15 protein-coding genes are annotated in these 18,258 nt (G+C 51.7%); 11 read left to right on the top strand and 4 right to left on the bottom strand.

Annotated features, from left to right (window positions below):
* The first annotated feature begins 8 nt into the window (after positions 1–8).
* Positions 9–560 (top strand): ADP compounds hydrolase NudE, encoded by a 552-nt coding sequence (gene nudE, locus L3K52_00820; protein ID UOG92292.1) that lies wholly within the window; start codon positions 9–11, stop codon positions 558–560.
* A gap of 41 nt (positions 561–601) precedes the next feature.
* A complete protein-coding gene (locus tag L3K52_00825; protein UOG92293.1) occupies positions 602–1,522 on the top strand; it encodes a hypothetical protein in 921 nt (306 codons plus the stop codon).
* Here L3K52_00825 and dcm read toward each other — a convergent pair.
* Positions 1,475–2,419 carry a DNA (cytosine-5-)-methyltransferase gene (dcm, locus tag L3K52_00830; GenBank protein UOG92294.1) on the bottom strand — a complete coding sequence of 315 codons (945 nt, stop codon included), beginning with the start codon at positions 2,417–2,419 and terminating at the stop codon, positions 1,475–1,477. The two genes, L3K52_00825 and dcm, sit on opposite strands and share 48 nt — an antisense overlap.
* 69 nt (positions 2,420–2,488) lie before the next feature.
* On the opposite strand from dcm, the gene cysQ reads away from it, so the two are divergent.
* A complete protein-coding gene (gene cysQ / locus L3K52_00835) occupies positions 2,489–3,280 on the top strand; it encodes a 3'(2'),5'-bisphosphate nucleotidase CysQ (GenBank protein ID UOG92295.1) in 792 nt (263 codons plus the stop codon).
* Here cysQ and L3K52_00840 read toward each other — a convergent pair.
* Positions 3,272–3,670: an SseB family protein gene (locus tag L3K52_00840; protein ID UOG92296.1), complete on the bottom strand. Its 399-nt coding sequence runs from the start codon at positions 3,668–3,670 to the stop codon at positions 3,272–3,274. The two genes, cysQ and L3K52_00840, sit on opposite strands and share 9 nt — an antisense overlap.
* 154 nt (positions 3,671–3,824) lie before the next feature.
* Here L3K52_00840 and L3K52_00845 point away from each other — a divergent pair, with 154 nt between their 5' ends.
* Entirely contained in the window at positions 3,825–5,303 is a 1,479-nt protein-coding gene (locus L3K52_00845) for a trypsin-like peptidase domain-containing protein (GenBank protein UOG92297.1), read from the top strand.
* Between the two features lie 10 nt (positions 5,304–5,313).
* On the opposite strand, the gene L3K52_00850 is transcribed toward L3K52_00845, so the two are convergent.
* Positions 5,314–5,754 (bottom strand): hypothetical protein, encoded by a 441-nt coding sequence (locus L3K52_00850; GenBank protein UOG92298.1) that lies wholly within the window; start codon positions 5,752–5,754, stop codon positions 5,314–5,316.
* Between the two features lie 279 nt (positions 5,755–6,033).
* On the opposite strand from L3K52_00850, the gene L3K52_00855 reads away from it, so the two are divergent.
* The 6 genes from L3K52_00855 to L3K52_00880 all read left to right on the top strand — a co-directional run bounded on the left by L3K52_00855 (position 6,034) and on the right by L3K52_00880 (position 15,142).
* On the top strand, positions 6,034–7,533 hold the full coding sequence (locus L3K52_00855) for a hypothetical protein (GenBank protein UOG92299.1): 1,500 nt from the start codon (positions 6,034–6,036) through the stop codon (positions 7,531–7,533).
* Positions 7,534–7,673: 140 nt separating this feature from the next.
* Entirely contained in the window at positions 7,674–8,798 is a 1,125-nt protein-coding gene (locus L3K52_00860; GenBank protein ID UOG92300.1) for a M20 family metallopeptidase, read from the top strand.
* A 25-nt stretch (positions 8,799–8,823) separates the two neighbouring features.
* Positions 8,824–9,744, top strand: coding sequence for an ATP-grasp domain-containing protein (locus L3K52_00865; protein UOG92301.1), 921 nt, complete (start codon positions 8,824–8,826; stop codon positions 9,742–9,744).
* A complete protein-coding gene (locus L3K52_00870) occupies positions 9,741–11,402 on the top strand; it encodes a helix-hairpin-helix domain-containing protein (protein UOG92302.1) in 1,662 nt (553 codons plus the stop codon). The genes L3K52_00865 and L3K52_00870 overlap by 4 nt, the downstream gene beginning before the upstream one ends.
* 18 nt (positions 11,403–11,420) lie before the next feature.
* Positions 11,421–14,039, top strand: coding sequence for a peptidase (locus tag L3K52_00875; GenBank protein ID UOG92303.1), 2,619 nt, complete (start codon positions 11,421–11,423; stop codon positions 14,037–14,039).
* 47 nt (positions 14,040–14,086) lie between these two features.
* Complete coding sequence (locus tag L3K52_00880) at positions 14,087–15,142, top strand: NAD(P)-dependent alcohol dehydrogenase (protein ID UOG92304.1); 1,056 nt, start codon at positions 14,087–14,089, stop codon at positions 15,140–15,142.
* 31 nt (positions 15,143–15,173) lie between these two features.
* Here the strand turns inward: L3K52_00880 and L3K52_00885 are convergent, their stop codons facing one another.
* Positions 15,174–16,760: a substrate-binding domain-containing protein gene (locus L3K52_00885; GenBank protein UOG92305.1), complete on the bottom strand. Its 1,587-nt coding sequence runs from the start codon at positions 16,758–16,760 to the stop codon at positions 15,174–15,176.
* 181 nt (positions 16,761–16,941) lie between these two features.
* Here L3K52_00885 and L3K52_00890 point away from each other — a divergent pair, with 181 nt between their 5' ends.
* Complete coding sequence (locus tag L3K52_00890; GenBank protein ID UOG92306.1) at positions 16,942–18,207, top strand: DUF898 domain-containing protein; 1,266 nt, start codon at positions 16,942–16,944, stop codon at positions 18,205–18,207.
* Positions 18,208–18,258 lie beyond the last annotated feature (51 nt).

Genomic DNA, 18,258 nt, shown 5'->3' on the forward strand with positions numbered 1-18,258 from the left:
ATCGCGGGATGCAAAAACCACCCACGATACACGCCATCCACCCCGTCACCAGCAGCCGCTTGTTCCATGTGGAAGAACTCCACTTGGAATTCAGCAACGGTGAACGCCGCACCTACGAGCGCCTTGCCAACCGTGGCAGTGGCGCAGTGCTCATCGTACCGCTGCTGGATGACGACACCCTGCTGCTGATCCGCGAATATTCTGCCGGAACGGGACGCTACGAACTCGGCTTCCCCAAAGGCAAAGTGGAACGCGGCGAAGATGTCCTCGACGCTGCCAACCGCGAAATCATGGAAGAAGTCGGCTACGGCGCACGTGAGTTGCACGTATTGCGGCGCGTCAGCCTCTCCCCCAGCTATATGCAACACAACACCCACCTGATTCTTGCCCGCGACCTCTACCCACAACATGCCGAAGGCGACGAACCTGAGCCGCTGGAAGTTGTGCCGTGGAAATTGTCCGACGCTGCCGACTTGCTGTTGCAGGATGATTTCACCGAAGGGCGCAGCTTGCTCGCGCTGTATTTGGCGCAGGATTGGCTAGGAAAACACCAACGTTAGTGCAATAATTAGTCGAATAAAATAACCTCACGGAAAGGGCTATGACCGTTATTGTTGCAGAATATCTGGGTGTCAGAACCGACACGGGTTTACCCATCATCCCCGTTAACGTTAGCTCACGCGCAAAAATTCCTTGCCCGTTCAGGAATGCCCACTGCGACAAAGCAGCACGCGGCAACAAACCCGTTTGCTCTGTTTGGGATGCCGACACTCGTGAACTCTGGATTGTTTGCTCGCATCGCCTGTGCGCGACTTCCCCCAAAGACCAGCCGTTAAACGAACACCAAAAGACCATCCTGCACTCAGTCGCTCAAACTATTTTCACACCGGACATCATCAGACCAGACATATTGGTTAAACGCGAAACGGCTATCCCCGTCACCGAAGACAGCAGCTACTCAGCGGATTACGTCATGTGGCGACGCAATCCTAACACCACCACACTTACCGCGCCGGATCGTCCAGTCATTTTGGAAATGCAGGGTGGCGGGGAAACGACCGCAACCGGCGAGTTAACCCGTCACATTGACCAGTGGGAAAAACTGCCCTCACCGACTATTGAAATACTGACTCAACCCGTCAAAAAAACCGCCCCACTCGTGACCAACGCATGGCGTAGACAGCAAGAACAGTTTTTAGTCAAAGGCAATGTCGCCATGATGACGGGCGGTAAAATGGTATTCTGCATTGGCTCAATGATTGAGCGTTACCTGATGCCACGCCTACGCGAAACCATACAATTCAGGGATTTGCGCCAAAGCAATTGGACACTCGCATTACTGACCTTCATCGAAGACCCCAGCGAAACCCAACGCCTCGACTGCGCCCCACATTCTTTAGCTTTAAAAATTGACGTGGAACGCTCACTTTTCACCAACTACAGCTCGTTTGTGCAAGCCATCACCAACCAAGGCTCACCCTGCAATAGCCTGTTTGCTGAACCCTACATCACCTTGGAGTGAGGCTTGCCAGTCGGCATCCACCGCCAGCAAGCGCCGTCCGATCCATTCAACCACATGCACACACACCGCGTTGCCTACGGCACGGTATCTATTGCTGTCCACCCCGCTGGAAATCCCTGAAGTGTCTCGCACTCCGAAGGCATCAAGCGCCTGACAGACAGCATCGGCACTTCCCCGGCTATCGAGGGTGTAGGATTCGCCATCGTTGCGGTAGCCTTTGGCTTGGGGGCCTGCGCTGGGTTTTCTGCCAATACCCGCGTGCTGGATAGCGTAGCAATCTGTTTCCTGATCGCTGTTTCCAAATTCTCCGGCAACGGTTTCTTTCTGACCGATGCCCGCACGAGCAGCGATTGCAAGTGGCCCTCGTTCAAAAAGTACTTCAGCGGAGCGGAGGTTGCCAAGACTTGCGACAAGGTAGACACGGCGACGGCGTTGGGGTGTTCCAAAATATTTTGCATCGAATACTCGCCACGAAACGCCGTACCCGAGTTCATCCAGCTTTTCGAGGAGAACCCGGAAATCTTTGCCTTCATGGCTGTTAAGCAGACCGGGGACGTTTTCGATAATGACCCAACGGGGTTTGCGAGCGGCAATGAGTGCTGCATATTGAAAGAATAATCCACTGCGTTCACCTTCTAATCCTTTACGTTTGCCTTGATTGGCCAGCGATAAATCCTGACAAGGGAAACCGCCGCACCATACTTCGGTATCTGCCGGAATATCGTCAGCCGTCATCTGATTAATATCGCTGAATAGTGGCACATCCGGCCAATGCTTTTTTAACACTTGCTGGCAAAAGGTATTCACTTCGCACTGAACCACCACCTGCATTCCGGCGCGTTCCATGCCAAGATCAAAACCACCGATGCCCGCGAAAAATGACGCAACTTTTAACATGACAACTTTTGCTTAAAACTGTCTGAACATGATAGCCTCGGAACGCAAAACACATCAACAGAGATTCTCATGGACTTGCCTAACCTCCTCCACGCCACCGTGCGCATTGCTCAAGAAGCAGGCGACAAAATCATGGCGGTCTATAATTCGCCAGACTTCGCGGTGGAACACAAAGCCGACGATTCCCCACTGACGGCGGCAGATATGGCCTCACACCATCACATTGTCGATGCCTTGACTGCACTCACCCCGCAATACCCGGTACTTTCCGAAGAATCTGCCAGCCTGCCCTTCAGCGAACGTAGCCAATGGCAAACCTACTGGCTGGTTGACCCGCTAGATGGCACGCGCGAATTCGTCAAACGCAACGGTGAATTCAGTACCCTGATTGCACTGGTACACAACAACCAGCCGATCCTCGGCGTCGTTCACGCCCCCGCGCTGAACGAAACGTGGTTTGCCCACCAAGGCGGCGGCGCATTCAAGCAAGTCAACGGGGAAACTTTCCCGATCAGCACCCGCGCCACTGGCAAGCCGCTCAAAGTCATGGGCAGCAAATCGCACCGTGACCCAATCATGCCGCAATTCCTCGCACGCATTGGCGAACACGACTACGCCGTGCTGGGCAGCATCCTCAAAGCGTGTTTGGTTGCCGAAGGCACAGCCGATATTTACCCGCGCCTCGGCTTAACCTCAGAATGGGACACCGCCGCTGCACAAATTATTGTGGAAGAAGCCGGTGGGCATTTCACCCGCACCGACATGCAGCCCATGCGTTACAACACCAAAGAATCCCTGCTGAACCCGCATTTCTTCGTATTCGGCACGGACTATCACGACTGGTCGCAATATTTAGTGTAGGTTTTGCAACATCCCTACTTCCAGATCAATCCCCAGTTCCTCATGGTCGGGGTTGATCGCAATGCCGTAACCCACCCCGACTTTTTCAATAATCCACTTGAATTCTGCCAGCAAACCGCCGCCGTAACCGGGAAAATCGCGTACAAACGTTTTAGCACGCTCTGGGCTAGTGAATAGAATCAATACTTTATTGCCCGCATCATCATCCAAGGTCAACGGCACGGCTTGATCGCCGCTCGTCGGCTGCAAACCGCCAATCTGGTGCTTTTCGTAAATCGGCATAAAGAGCGTGACTTCCAGCAATTGCTGAATAAAAGTATCGCCCTCCAATTCGCCCGCTAAGGCTTTTACTAACAGCGCTTCGGCTTCGTTCATAGCGTGTGGAGTCATTGTTTTGTCCTAACAGGGGTAATAAATCAAGAATGACCCGTGCGAAGTCTGATAGCAAGCCCCAAAATCGTTTATTTTGGCATGTAAAATCGCCATTGATGTCGATTTTACACTACAATTGTATAATGTTTATTTGCCTGCTTGAGCCACACCTATGCCAACATTGTTTCGCACCCTCCGCCTGACCCGTTTTTACTGGCTAACCTGCTTATTGCTGCTGCTTCCCCTGCCTACGTTGGCGGATGAAGCCGTTGCTAAGGACACGCTGGAAAATTCCATCCTTAAAATTTACGTGACCAGCAAATCGCAAACCAGCTACTCACCTTGGAATGCCGACAGCCTAGCGTCTAGCGGCTCTGGTTTTATCATTGCCGATAACCGCATTCTGACCAATGCGCACGTGGTGGCTGATCACATTTTCGTTGAAATCCAACGCGATGGCACCCCCAAACGCTACCAAGCCACCGTCGAATTCGTGTCACACGAAATGGACATTGCCGTGCTCAAAGTCAAAGACGAAAGCTTTTTTGCCAAAAGCAAGCCGCTCGCCTTGGGCGAACTGCCCGACATTCACCAAGAAATCATGGTGCATGGCTTCCCGATTGGCGGTGACACACTCAGCACCACACGCGGCATTGTGTCACGCATCGAATACATGCCGTATGTACACAGCGGCCTCGCTTACCAAACCATTCAAATTGACGCCGCCATTAACCCCGGTAACAGCGGCGGCCCGGCGATTATTAACGACAAAGTGGCGGGCATGGTGATGCAAAAGTCTGATGAAAGCGCGGAGAACATCGGCTACATTATTCCCACCGTGATGATCAACCGCTTTTTAGCTGACATCGCTGACGGCAAATACGACGGTTTCCCCGCGTTTTCAGTGGAAACACAAAACCTGCTCAGCCCCAGCCTGAAGCAAAAATACCAACTCAAAGACGATCAAAGTGGCGTCTTAATCAGCAAAGTGTGCGCCAACACTGCTGCCGAAAAAGTCTTGAAAGAAAACGATGTCATTACCCACATTGACGGCAAAAAGATCGACGATGACGGCATGGCGGCATTGACCGCGCGTAAAACCATCAATTTCCGGCATTACCTCGATTTGCACCAAATCGGCGACACGCTTGACCTTGACATTGTGCGCGAAGGCAAACCGCAACAGGTTCAAGTGCTGCTGGATAAAGCTGACAAAAGCACTTACACCTACGACAAAGAACCACGCTACGTGATTTACGGCGGCTTTGTGTTTGTCGCCACGGAAACTTATGACGCCTGCCAAACCCGTGAAGACTACGACGAGCGCAAGGACAAACAGAAAGTCGATGATGTCAGCGTCACCCAAGTGCTGGCAGCGTCCGGCAATTTAGGTTTTCATGACCTGCCATCACTGGGTGTCGAAAAACTCAACGGTGAACGTTTCAATACTTTTGAAGAATTCTATCAACGCTTACGCGCCACCACCGACCCGTTTGTGATTTTGGAAGATTACGCCGGTTATGAAGTCGCGATTGACCGCCAACTCGCGGCGAGTGAACATGCTGACATTCTGGAGCAATACAGCATCCACAAAGACCGCTCCAAAGAAGTCAGCCAATGGGATGCAACATTCGCAAAGCGCAGCCAATAGCCACGCTGTCTTATCCCAACATTTCCAGATGGAAGCTGCGGCCTTGAGCGGCGGCTTCTTCCAGTAACTCAATGATTTCATCCAATTCCGCCGCCAACATATCGCCATCGTCGGAATCAAGCTCAAAGCTTGCAGACGCTTCGCTCAAGCGGGTTTGCAAAGCGCGAAAGGTTTCAAGCCCGCTGTTAGCCGTGCACCAGCGCATTTCGTCCAGCGGGTAAGGGCGCGTGCCTTCTGCATAAAGTTCGTCATCATCGTCAGGCACGTCAAATTCATCTTCGTATTCCAGATTCATTTCGGTGCCGTCAACAAATTCGCTGACGGCTTGCACGCCAAGCTCCAGACAAACTTTGTCCAGCGTATCCGTCAGTTTACAAGTAATCGACAAGTCGTTTTCTTCGCTTTCGATCATGTCGCCGTCGCGCACATTCAGCCAGTAAGTCATGCCCATGGTATTCACCGCTAACAGTTGGTTTGGATAGCCAAAGATGTTGACACGCCGTTTCCAGAATAACAATTACAGCTAGGTTAATGTGAAGCGGAACACGCGCCAAGGTAATCAACTTTTAGCCATCGCCTTGAATTTATCAACAAGCTGAACTACGTTCATGAGGTTGATTTAATTTATCAGCAGTCACGTGCCTTTTATTAAAAATATGCCTAATGATTATCGTGACTTCGTTTAAATCTCTGGGGATACACAAGGGCTGTTGCAAGACGGAGACATGATATGCGGCGTTTTTTAAACAGACTTGCGGGTTTGTTAGTGTTGTTGACCCTTATGCCTGCTCAATTATTCGCAGGCGGGGTGGTACTTACCTTTGACGATTGGTTTGTTGACCAATGGCATGATTTTTTTGTGAACCCAGCCACTCGACCACCCGAACTCAATGGGATTGATTTACACGCCACCTTTTTCGTCGCCCATTGGGGCAGCAACATCAAAGGTTTCAACCAAGGGAAAATGGGGAGCGACAGCCATTATGTCAAACTCAAACAACTTGAAAATGCAGGCCATGAAATTGCTTCACACAGTGTTAATCACCTCGATGCTGGACAAGCACCTTACGCCTTGGCTTGTGACAAAGCCGCACAATATTACGCGGATGAAGTAGAGCCAACGCTAAGCAATATGGCGGGAGGCGATCCCACGACAAATTCAGCATTTGATAATAATTCAGACGTTTCATTCACACCCACCAGTTATTCTTACCCTTATGGCAGTGGCTTGAACGTGTATGACAACACCATCAAGGATAAGAACAGCCTGCTGTATTTACGCGGCACACTGGAAGATCGCTCAAAACCCCTGCAAAGCACCGACGCTATTTACCACAAACTAGGCGCGAGCCGCCCGCACTTGATTGGCGATGGCATCGACTTCGGCTATGACAACAGCGTGGCGGAAATTAAAGCCGCCTTGGATCGTGCCAGTAATAATGATGAAGTCATTACGTTGTACGGGCATCGCATCTTAACGGGCGCCGACCTCGGCAAAGGTTTATTGGGTATTCCCAAAGCCGATTTGTTAGAAATCATCCGCTACGCTCACGGCAAGGGTTTGAAGTTTTACCGTTTCCGCGAAGCGTTTCAGCCTGTCCGCGTTGCGGGTACCTGCGACAGTACACCGCCACCTCCCCCACCGCCGCCGCCATCGAATGCACTGACGGCACCGAGTAATTTGACGACCACGGTGATTTCCGGCACCCAAATCAATTTGAAGTGGCAAGACAACAGCAGCAACGAAGCGGGATTCAAGATCGAACGCTGTGCCGGTGCAACGTGTACCAATTTCGCCATGATCAAATCCACTGGCGCTAACGTGGTGGCATTCAACAACACGGGGCTGACTGCCGGTACGGTTTACCGTTATCGGGTACGGGCATTCAGCGGTACGCTGTACTCCAATTACACCGCCATTGTGAACGCGCAAACAACCGCGAAAGCCCTGACCAAACCCACTGGCTTGAGCACAACCGTTTTAGCAGGCAAGCAAATCCGGTTGAATTGGAAAGACACCAACACGACCGAAACCGGCTTCAAGATCGAACGGTGTACCGGGACTAGTTGTATCAGCTTTGCAGAAATCGCCTCGGTGGGTGCCAATGTGCTGACCTTTACGGACACGGGCTTGCAGGCAGGAACGGAATACCGTTATCAAATCCGTGCCTTTAACAGTGCCAGCTTTTCGCCCTACTCTGACCGCAGTAAAGGGGTCGCAAAACCGTAGTTCGCCTCGCGCTACCGAAGCAATGCCTCTGCTTCGGTAGCGTGAAAACACCGTCATCAACAATTCATACAATCATTTAATCAAGTCCCTAAGCTTATACCTCATTGTTATCCCCCTTCACGCACAAAGGTTGGCATTTCATGAGTTATCAAGCCGCACAAACGACCACTTGGATGCACCCTCTCCAGCAACTGGTCAGCATCAATTCCCATACGTTTAACAAAACCGGGGTTGATCAAGTCAGCGACCTTTTCACCGAATGGCTGGAGGCACTGGGCTTTGAAGCCGAACACTACCCGCGCCAACAAATCGGTGATCACGTCCATTACTGTACTCCCGATGGTGGCGGTCAAAAACTGTTGCTACTGGGTCATGCCGATACCGTCTTCGCACCGGGTCGCTTTGAAACCTTTCACGCCGATGACACCTGGGTCTACGGCCCCGGCGTTTGCGACATGAAAGGCGGCTTGGTGGTTGCGTTAGAAGCCTTACGCCGTATCAGTGCCCAAGGCGCGTTACGCGATGTCGATTTCCTGCTGGTATCCGACGAAGAAACCGGCAGCGATGATTCGCGCGCCCTCACCACCGAACTGGCCTCCCGCTACCATGCTTGCCTGGTGTTTGAAGCGGCGGGCGCGAACATGGAAGTGGTGGTTGGGCGTAAAGGCATCGGCACATTCCGCATTGATATTAAAGGCAAGGCTGCTCATGCGGGGCTGCGTTACAGCGAGGGTGTCAATGCCAACCTCGAAGCCGCTCACAAGCTGATTGCACTGACCGCATTGACCAATATCAGCCTCGGCACCACCGTCAATGTGGGCAAAATCAGCGGCGGTATCGGGGCGAATACCATTTCCCCAGAAGCGTCGCTGCTGATTGAAATGCGCTACCGCACGCCGGATGAACGCGACCGCTTGCTGATGGAACTTGACGCTATTGTGCAGCACGCCACGGTAGACGGCACCGAAGCCATGCTCAGCGGCGGTCTCCAGCGTGATGTGATGGCACCGAATGACACCCAGCAACAGTTGTTGGCAACCCTGCAACGCTTACACGGCAAACCCTTACCCAGCGAGTCACGCGGTGGGGTCAGTGACGCCAACCTCGTTGCCGCCGCAGGTGTCGCCACACTGGATGGTTTCGGCCCTTTCGGTGACGGCGACCACACTCTCGACGAACGCGCCCTCAAAACCAGCTTCGATGAACGCATTGAATTGTGCGCCCGTGCCTTGGCTTATCACCAACAGCACGGACGGCTTTACTAAACACCAAGCAAACAGGGAGATAACCATGGACAACAGGATGGTCGGCATCTGGATGTACCAGAATGGCGGCGGCGCTGCATTACAGGAAAAATTGGTCACTAAATTGCGCCAACACGATTACCAGACCGTGACCGGGTTGGACTTGCGCCATGCCACGGCTAACCGCGACGGCATTTTTTGCAACGGCACCAATATGCAGGAACTCGCGCTATTTTTCACCTACAACGCGGGTCAGCAAAGTGCGCAGCAAGTGTATATGTACAGCGTACTCGATGGTTACTTGCCGATTATCAATAACTATGCGGCGTTTACGCTCAGCGAAGACAAATTCATGACGCAGGCATTGTTGAATGATTGCAGCGTGCCTGTGACCGATTTCTACGTGACACCACTGGAAAATGCTGAGGTTTTACACGAAGTATTGCACCTTTGGGGCGGTAAGCTGGTGTATAAACCCGTGGATGGCTGGGGCGGGCGTGGTCTGGTCAAGGTGGAAACCCCTGAAGCCTTGGATACGCTGATTAGCCAGTTACGTGGCGATGCCAAATACCCAGCGATTTACGTGGAACGCTTTGTGGACTATGACGGTACCGATTTTCGCATTGATGTGGTGGATGGGCAATTTGTCGGCTGCTACGGGCGGCGTGCTCCGGCTGGCGAATGGCGCACCAATGTGACCAATGGCGGCACGGTGTTTATGCGCGAAGCCAACGATACGGTGATAGACCTTGCTTGCTATGCTGCGCGTGTCGCGGGGCTGGATATTGCGGGTGTTGACCTGATTTACGACCGTGAACACGAACAATACGTGGTGTTGGAAATTAATGGAATTCCCGCCTTTGCCACACCAGAACAAGAGCAAATGGGGCTGGATTTCAATGAGCGGAAGCTGGATTTAATCGTCGCTTTGATCGACCAAAAACTGGATGGAGAGCTGCTTGCATGACCAAACTGCCTAAGCTGGGCTTAATTTACTTACAACACGTTTGGCGCTTCTTCGATCAATCCAATTTTAAAGGCTGGCCTGAACCGATTGATATAGTCACCTATCACTGGGACAGCCCCAAGGAAGATTTCATTCAGCAAGTGCGGGCGCAGGGCATTGACGTGCTGATTGGCAATATTCCGGCGACCGCTTACGAGACGTTTTGCGCGATTGAGGCGGCGTTGCCGGAGGTGCGTTTTGTGCCATCCCTCAAGTCACAATTTGCGAATAAATCCAAAGAAAATGTGACCTTGTTTTGCCATCAGCATGACTTGCCTGTGCCGCATACCGAGATTTTTTACGATGAAGCGCAGGGTTATGCGTATTTAGCGGATTGTGTTTACCCCAAAATTATCAAGCGCAGTTACGGGGCATCCAATTACGGGGGTTACTTTGTCCACAAAGTGGATAGTGCAGCGGAAGCTATCGCGTTGTTTCGTAGCAAGCGTTACTTGCCGATGTATATTCAGGATTGTATCCCGCTGACGGCGGATATTCGGGTGATGTTGATTGGACATCAGCCGGTTTGTGCGTTTTGGCGCGTGGCAGGTGAAGGGCAATGGATTACCAATACCAGTCAAGGCGGTCACATGAGTTACAGCGGTGTGCCGCAGGTTGCCTTGGATTTAGCGGTCGCCGCCAGCCGTGCCGCCGAAGCGGAATACTGGGCATGTGACATCGCGGAAAGTAATGGTGAGTATTTCATTCTCGAATGCGCCACCGCGTTTGCAGCGTTCCCTTACATTCGCGATTGGATTGGACAATACCTGATGTGGGATTTCTGCCCAGAACGCTTTGCGCAACCCGTCATCCCGCTGTATCACTGGGAAGCATTGGGCAAAGTGGATGCGCGTATTTTACGGCGGTTGCGCCATCTGGAATTCGGTGATAGCGACAACCCATCAGCGGACGGTGAGATGTGGGAACGCGAAGGCTATGAGCAATACGCGCTCCCGATGGAGCGCACGGGTACGCTACAAACCGTACCCAATGCCACTTATAGCCAGCAACCGCTACGCTTGACAACAACCAACGACCTCCCTAGCAGCGTTGCAGTGGTGGAATTATCCCGTGCTAACGCCGCTGTTGTTGCGGAAGTTGCAACTTCAATCCCAGCCTTTTTGGGTGAGAGCTATTTGGATACTGGTATGGGTGAATGCAGTGCGGAAGAGGGTATTTATACCCCCCGCCCCGTTAGCACCGTAACACCACTTCCCCGCACTCTGCCCCCACTGGAAAACGCTCCCGCTGCGCCCGTGTTCGAGGAAATCACCGTCGTTATCCCTCTTGCTGCGCCATCGGCAGCAGTGCTTGATGAAATACCCGAAGAAATGCCAGAAGAAATATCTGAGCCAGCACTGGAAGAAGTGCCTGATGAAGTCCTCGATCAAGTCCCTGAGCAGCCAGAAATCCCCCCCAGCGATGACTCCGCAGTCAATATCAACCTAGCCACGCTGGAAGAATTGCAAACCATCGACAATTTAGGCGAGAAACGTGCGCGTAAAATCATTGCAGACCGTCAAGTGCATGGACTATTCTCTTCCTGCGATGACCTGTTGCGTGTCCCCGGAATCGGGCAAAAATTGCTGAATAAATTGTCCCCTTATCTCAAAACCTAAATGACTGCATGAGAGCTTGTGAAAAACCTTTACCATTCTTACCAGTGTTCTCTGGATTTTTTTGCGGCGTGTGCCAGCGCTCATCCGCAGTTAGTCAAGCTGGAGACGCTCGGTAAGACCTGGGAGGGGCGCGACTTGATCGCCCTGACCATCAGCGACAATCTAGCCGCCGCCGACCAACGCCCAGCACTGCTCTACACCGGCAGTATGCACGCCCGTGAATGGGTTGGGCATGAATTGGCAATCGGTTTTTTGCAACACATCCTCGATAATGTGGACTACGACCCCACGATCCAATACGCGCTGCAACGCGCCACGCTGTACATGATTCCCTGCATGAACCCCGATGGCTTGGAATTTTCGCGCAACCACTTTTCGTTTTGGCGCAAAAACAAACGTGTGAATGACGACGGCAGTTTTGGGGTGGATCTCAACCGTAATTTTCCGCATGGCTTCAGGAAGGTAGAGGATTGCACCTCCAATGTGTATTCCGGGCCTGAACCACTCAGTGAGCCAGAAACCCGTATCCTCAAAGCGTTCATTGATTCCCATACCAATATTACCCTGTATTTGGATTACCACTCGCAGGGCAATGTGTTTTTTCCGGCGCACAATTTCTTGCACGAAGACAGTTGGGAAACCACCGATCTCAACAATCTGTGCGCGAATATGGCGTATGAAATCCACAAAGTGAGCAATCGCTCCTACGGCATCCATCAAGGCAAACCGCCCGCCAAATTGGTCGGTGGCAGTGCGCGTGAATACTGTTATTCGCGCGGGATTTTGTCGGCGGTGGTCGAGGTCGGGTCACGCAATATCTCCGATTATTTGGATGATATGCAGGAACATTTGCGCGAACAGTTTCCGGCATTGCTACGCGCCATGCAAACCGCACCCAATTACGCTCCCAGCAACCCGCTGCACGAACGCATCCGCAACTTCCAAATTGCGCAAGTGTCTGCGGCCTCGGTCAGCTTGACGTGGGATTATGCCACCAGTGAAGGCACGTATTTTGAAGTCTACCGTGCTTTCAAAGACAAACAGCATTGCAACGACAATACCCTGATCGGGCGCACCCACACCACCAGCTATGTGGACAATACCGTGCGCAGTGCCACCGATTACTACTACAACGTCAGAGCCGTGGATCGGGCAAGCAAATTGCGCTCGCCGTTTCCACCGCGTATTCAATTGCAAACGTTGTTGAGTGATCACGAGTTCCAACGCACGTATTTTTGCCTGAAAAATACCACGGGTTACGTTGCCGAACATTCGGATAAAAACCGCGCCCATTTTGGCGTGAACTCGTTGTTTAGCGGCATTGATGAAACCAAAGGCATTTGCTATTCCGTCATCACGTTTGCGCTGGATACCTTGCCCAGCAATGCCATTATTACAGCGGTCAAACTGTCGATCTACCCGATGGATCGCGTATCCACCACCATTGAACGTTACGGACAATGGAACGTCGGCATCGCCTGTATGCCCGAAGAAGTGGATACCCTTTACGACTACGCCAGCGTGCGCGATTTGGACATTCTCACTTACGTGGGGCGACCCGTGGACGCGGAACACTTGACGCAAGGCATTTGGATCGACTGGTATTTAAGCGAATACGAATGCAAAGTCTTGACCAGCCAAATCCGCGAAGGGCAATTATTGCTGCGCATGGAAGGGCCGACTGACCTGCGCATTGGGCGACGTTCACAAATGATGCAATGGGACATCGGCTACGGGCAGTTCGGTTCTGGCATCCAATACCGCCCCAAAATGGAAATCACCTACACGCTGGAGCCGCAACAAGTCCGCATTTACCCTGAAAACATTTTCACCAGCGCCCCCACGCATACCACCGAACACTTAGAAAACCGTTTACTGTGCGGCTACCGCGCGGGTGAACAAGCCCTACTGGGGTATTTTGAACTCAACTTATCGTCATTGCCGAATTACGACCACACCGTCATTACCCATGCTTGGTTAGAACTCACGGTGCAAGAAGCCAACGCCAGCGAGAATGTGCGCCTGCACATTGAACTGATTCAACCACCCGCCGCAGGGCTTCCCACTGATGCGACTGACCGCTGCCAATTCACCGAATTGGAACGCATTGATTACGACATTAGCACCCGTACCTTAGCGGCGGAACAAACCTGCCTGCTCAAGTTTGCCACCTTCAGCTTGTTGCACCTCAACGAAGCCCGCAAACGCCGTGAGAAAGTGTATTTCTGGATACGCCCCACCACCTCACGCCCGCTCAAACAGGAAAACTTGGTCGAATGGCACACCAAAGACAAAAGCAAAGCACCGCAATTGGTGATTCAATATTTGCAGAAACGCCGCCAGCCTGTCCCCAAAGTTACCAACTTGCGCGTTGTGGAGGAAAATGGGCAATTGAAATTGCTCTGGGATAACCCCTTGCACGATGATTTTCGCGGGGTGCGGATTATTCGCAACGTATTCCGTGAACCGCGTTCGCCGCACGATGGCGATAAACTGTATGGCGGGGCAGATAATTACACCTTCGATACGTTTGGTAGCAAAGATGTGGCTAAGTATTATGCGGTATTCACTTACGACGATGTGCCGAATTATTCGGATGCGACGGTCATTTATTACCAGCCAGCCGCCAGCAATTAGCCCAACTCCAGTACAAAACGCATTGAACCTAAATTAGGAATTAATAAATGAACACACCTATTCTTGCTTACGCCGCCCAGTCCGCTCACGACAACTTAGCCCCGTATCAGTTGGAACGGCGCGAACCGCGTGCTGACGATGTGGTGATCGAAATCCTGTTTTGCGGGGTCTGTCACTCCGATTTGCATCAAGCCCGTAATGACTGGGCGAACAGCGTTTACCCCGTGGTGCCTGGTCACGAAATCATTGGGCGCGTCCTCAGTGTCGGCTCATCTGTCACCCGCTTCCAAGCGGGCGACTCGGTGGGGGTCGGTTGCATGGTCGATTCCTGTCAGCATTGCGAACCTTGCCATCACGGGCTGGAACAGTATTGCGCGGAATTCCCAACGCTGACCTATAACAGTATTGACCGGCACGATCACACGCCCACTTACGGCGGCTATTCGGAAAAGATCGTCGTTTCCGACAAGTTCGTGCTCAAAGTGCCGGATGGTTTGGATTTGGCAGGTGCGGCACCGTTACTGTGTGCGGGCATTACCACTTACTCGCCACTGCGCCACTGGAACGTTGGTAAAGGCAGCAAAGTAGCGGTTATCGGCTTGGGCGGTCTGGGTCACATGGGCTTAAAACTCGCCAAAGCATTAGGGGCTGAAGTCACGTTGTTCACCCGTTCAGCGGACAAGGAGCAAGACGCCCGCCGTTTGGGAGCGGATAACATCGTGCTTTCCACGGATGACAGCCAGATGGCAGCGGTCACCGGACGTTTTGATTTGATCATCGACACTGTGCCGTATATCCACGACATTAACCCGTATGTGCCGACGCTGGCGATCAGCGGCACCTTGGTTTTGGTCGGCTATCTGGGGCCGCTAGAACCTTTCCTGAATTCGGCGCCGCTGGTATTGGGGCGTAAATCCGTGGCGGGTTCACTCATCGGTGGCATTGCCGAAACGCAGGAAATGCTGGATTTCTGCGGCGAACACGGCATTACGTCCGACATCGAAGTCATTCAGATTCAAGAAATCAATGCAGCTTACGAGCGCATGTTGAAGAGCGAGGTGAAATACCGCTTCGTGATTGACATGGCATCGCTCAAAGCTTGACGTGATAAAATGAAAAACATTTTCTCACGTCTCAAGGCTGCAAAAAGACCTCTACCCGCCGACTTTCGCCCTGTGGCTGCGGGTATTCAGACCCTAAGCCTGCGATATACTGAACTTTCATCTGGTATTTATCTTCCAGCAAGCGCTGCACCCATTCTGCCCGCGCAATGGACAAGCCTCGGTTATACAAGGCATTACCAGAACGATCACTGTGCCCAAATACGATTAGCCCTTTGCCGCGCTCTTCCGCTGACAACCGCTGCACCCATGCATCCAATGCCGCTAACTGAACGTCATCAGGCGCGTCGCCCCCTGAAGCAAACGGAATATTATACGCTGGTGTCTTGCTCTGATACTGCTGATAAGTGGGCGCAATCCCTTGAAAATTTTTCGCAATCACTCGCCCGCAAACCTGATTAACCGGGCAATTATCCGACGTAGCCAAGAAGCCCGTTGCGGTCACAAAATCTTGCCATTCGCTGGCTTCAATGCTGTCCAATAAGAAATTCGCAATCCGGTTATTCAAAGAGGCATCAGCCCCCACCGTGCTCGAACCGTACAAGTAAACAGAACGCACAGTTTCCGGGTCGGTTAATCCTTGCAAAATACTGTCACGTGAAGGCGCAGCATAAGCCTGCCCCGCACGCTCAATTCCAATCGCTTTCACATTGGGGTTGCGACTTAAAAAGGAAACACTCGCATACCCAATCGCTTGTGGATCGCGGGCAACGGCATTAATCATTTCCACATTGGATGCCACTTTGCTGCCTTGAATACCCTTCGACAATTGCAAATAGCTGCTTAAATCTTGGGTAGTCCCCGATTTTTCGCGGGTAAATACATGCCATTGCGCCGCTGCCTGCCCGTTGAAAATATTCTGCAAATCGTTGTAGGGCAAAGCACTCAGCGGATTGCTGCGGTTCACGATGATCGTCAGCGCATCTCGCCCGATTTTAACCACACGCGGCGGCTTGAGTTGCCCGTTCAGCCCCTGTAATTCATGGCTACCGGAAATCATCGCAATATCGGCATACCCGGTTTCCCATGCCTCACGGCCTTTGCCGGAACCGACCGCATCCACAATAAAGCGCACCGCATCCAATTCTTTGAATACTGGGTCAGGGCGATTTTCCAAGGGTACGCCGGTAAAATCAGCATCAATCTGGATACTTTCCCCGCCAGACGTACCAATAGCCGTCACCGAAGTGGTAACGCGCACCGGATTATTCCGCGCCAATAACGCTTGTAAATATTGCGGGATCAAATATTCCCCCAAAGTCGACGACCCCACCAGTCTAACCGTGGTGCGTGGCTCAAATGCATTGGGGAAACGCGTGGGCATCAACAACAAATAAAACAACCATGCCATTCCCAACACCAGCCCCGCCAATGCCAACCAGTGCCGTAACTTGGCACGCTTGACGGGATCTTCTTCCTCACGTGAATGGGCATACAACCAAAACAACCCTGTGGTCACCAACAGCACACCGATGCCTAACGCAGCATCCACTGGGTTATAGAGAAACCACTCCCAGTGCAGATAGGCCGTCAACATTCCTAAAATGGATACCCCACCGCCTTGCAGGGGAAGAAACAGCCTATCCTTAAGTGTTGCCATGCCAATACTCCAACTTGTAAGGTTTGTGTCTAATACGCCCTAGTTTATATTCGATGCCCTTCAATGTGGCTTATTTCACTAAAGTATCATCAAATTTATCCATCGGCTTAACCCGCTTGCCGCGCTATCGACGTACCTCTTGGCATCAGAAACGTCATTAATGTTCAGGAGTGCAGCGCGAATGTCCACGATGGAAAACAAACTCAGCTTTACGTTTACCGGCTCTAGCGGTGAATATTTCAAAATTTGGATCGTTAATACGCTCCTCACCATTCTCACGCTAGGGATTTACTCGGCGTGGGCCACGGTACGCACCAAACGCTATTTTTACGGAAACACTTGGCTGGATGGGGCAAACTTCGAGTATCACGCCACCCCACTGCAAATTTTGCCGGGGCGCATCCTCGTTCTCCTGATGCTGGGTATTTATTTACTGTCAGCGCAGTTTTTTCCAGCAGGCATGTACATCATACTGATAATAGGCGTGGTGGTATTACCGTGGGCAATGTGGCGCAGTTTGCAATTTAATGCCGGTGTCAGCAGCTACCGCAATATACGCTTTAAGTTTGACGGCGATCTCGGCGGAGCGTATTGGCTGCTGTTGCTGTTACCCGCTTTAGCGGTGTTGGGCGTTACGGTGTTAAACGTTATGTTGACTGGCAGTATGCCGGATTGGAACAGCGACTCGGCGTTTCTAGTCACACCTGAAATAACACAGTTAAACGCATTACAAGAGATGTTAGTGAGGTTATTGCTACTGACCAGCAGTGCATACTTGAGTACCACACTGTTCTTTCCCTATTGGCAGACGTTGTATAACCGTTACCGATTAGACCAACACCGTTATGGTCAAGCGACATTTCAATCATTTCTCGCCGCCGGTGACGTCTACGTGATTTACTTGAAAGTGTTGGTCATTAGTGTATTGGTGGGGATCATTGCGTTATTGATCTTTATGCTTGGCACTATGATTATCGGAGGCTTATTCGCGATGAATAACGCAATGCCTCCGAATAATCTTGATATTTTTTGGTTGATTGGGTTCACCAGCATTACGCTTTATACGCTGCTCATGATCACCGGCTCGTATTTACAAGCTTATGCGCGAGTGCGGTTACGCAATTACGTTTATAGCAATGTGATACTAAAAACCAGCAATTCAGCAAACACCAACACCAAGGCATATTTCCACTCAAACATGACCATCACCGATGTGTGGGGGCTGTATATTGGTAATGCCTTGCTGCTGTTAATTACCCTAGGTTTAGCTTATCCCGCGATTAAAATACGTCTAGCACGTTATGCCGCACAAACTACCGCTCTTAGTATACGTGGGAATATCGACGCGTTTATTGGAGCAGAACACAACAATCAATCCGCACTGGGTGATGAGATCGCCACTGCATTAGAAGCCGATACTGATGTCAGCGTAGAATTTGGAATATAGAACTAGAAGGTGGCGGGTTAATCGTGTTAATTTTCCACCATCTCCACTGCC

The sequence above is a fragment of the Candidatus Thiothrix sulfatifontis genome, from assembly GCA_022828425.1.
In the GTDB taxonomy this organism is placed as follows: Bacteria; Pseudomonadota; Gammaproteobacteria; order Thiotrichales; family Thiotrichaceae; genus Thiothrix; species Thiothrix sulfatifontis.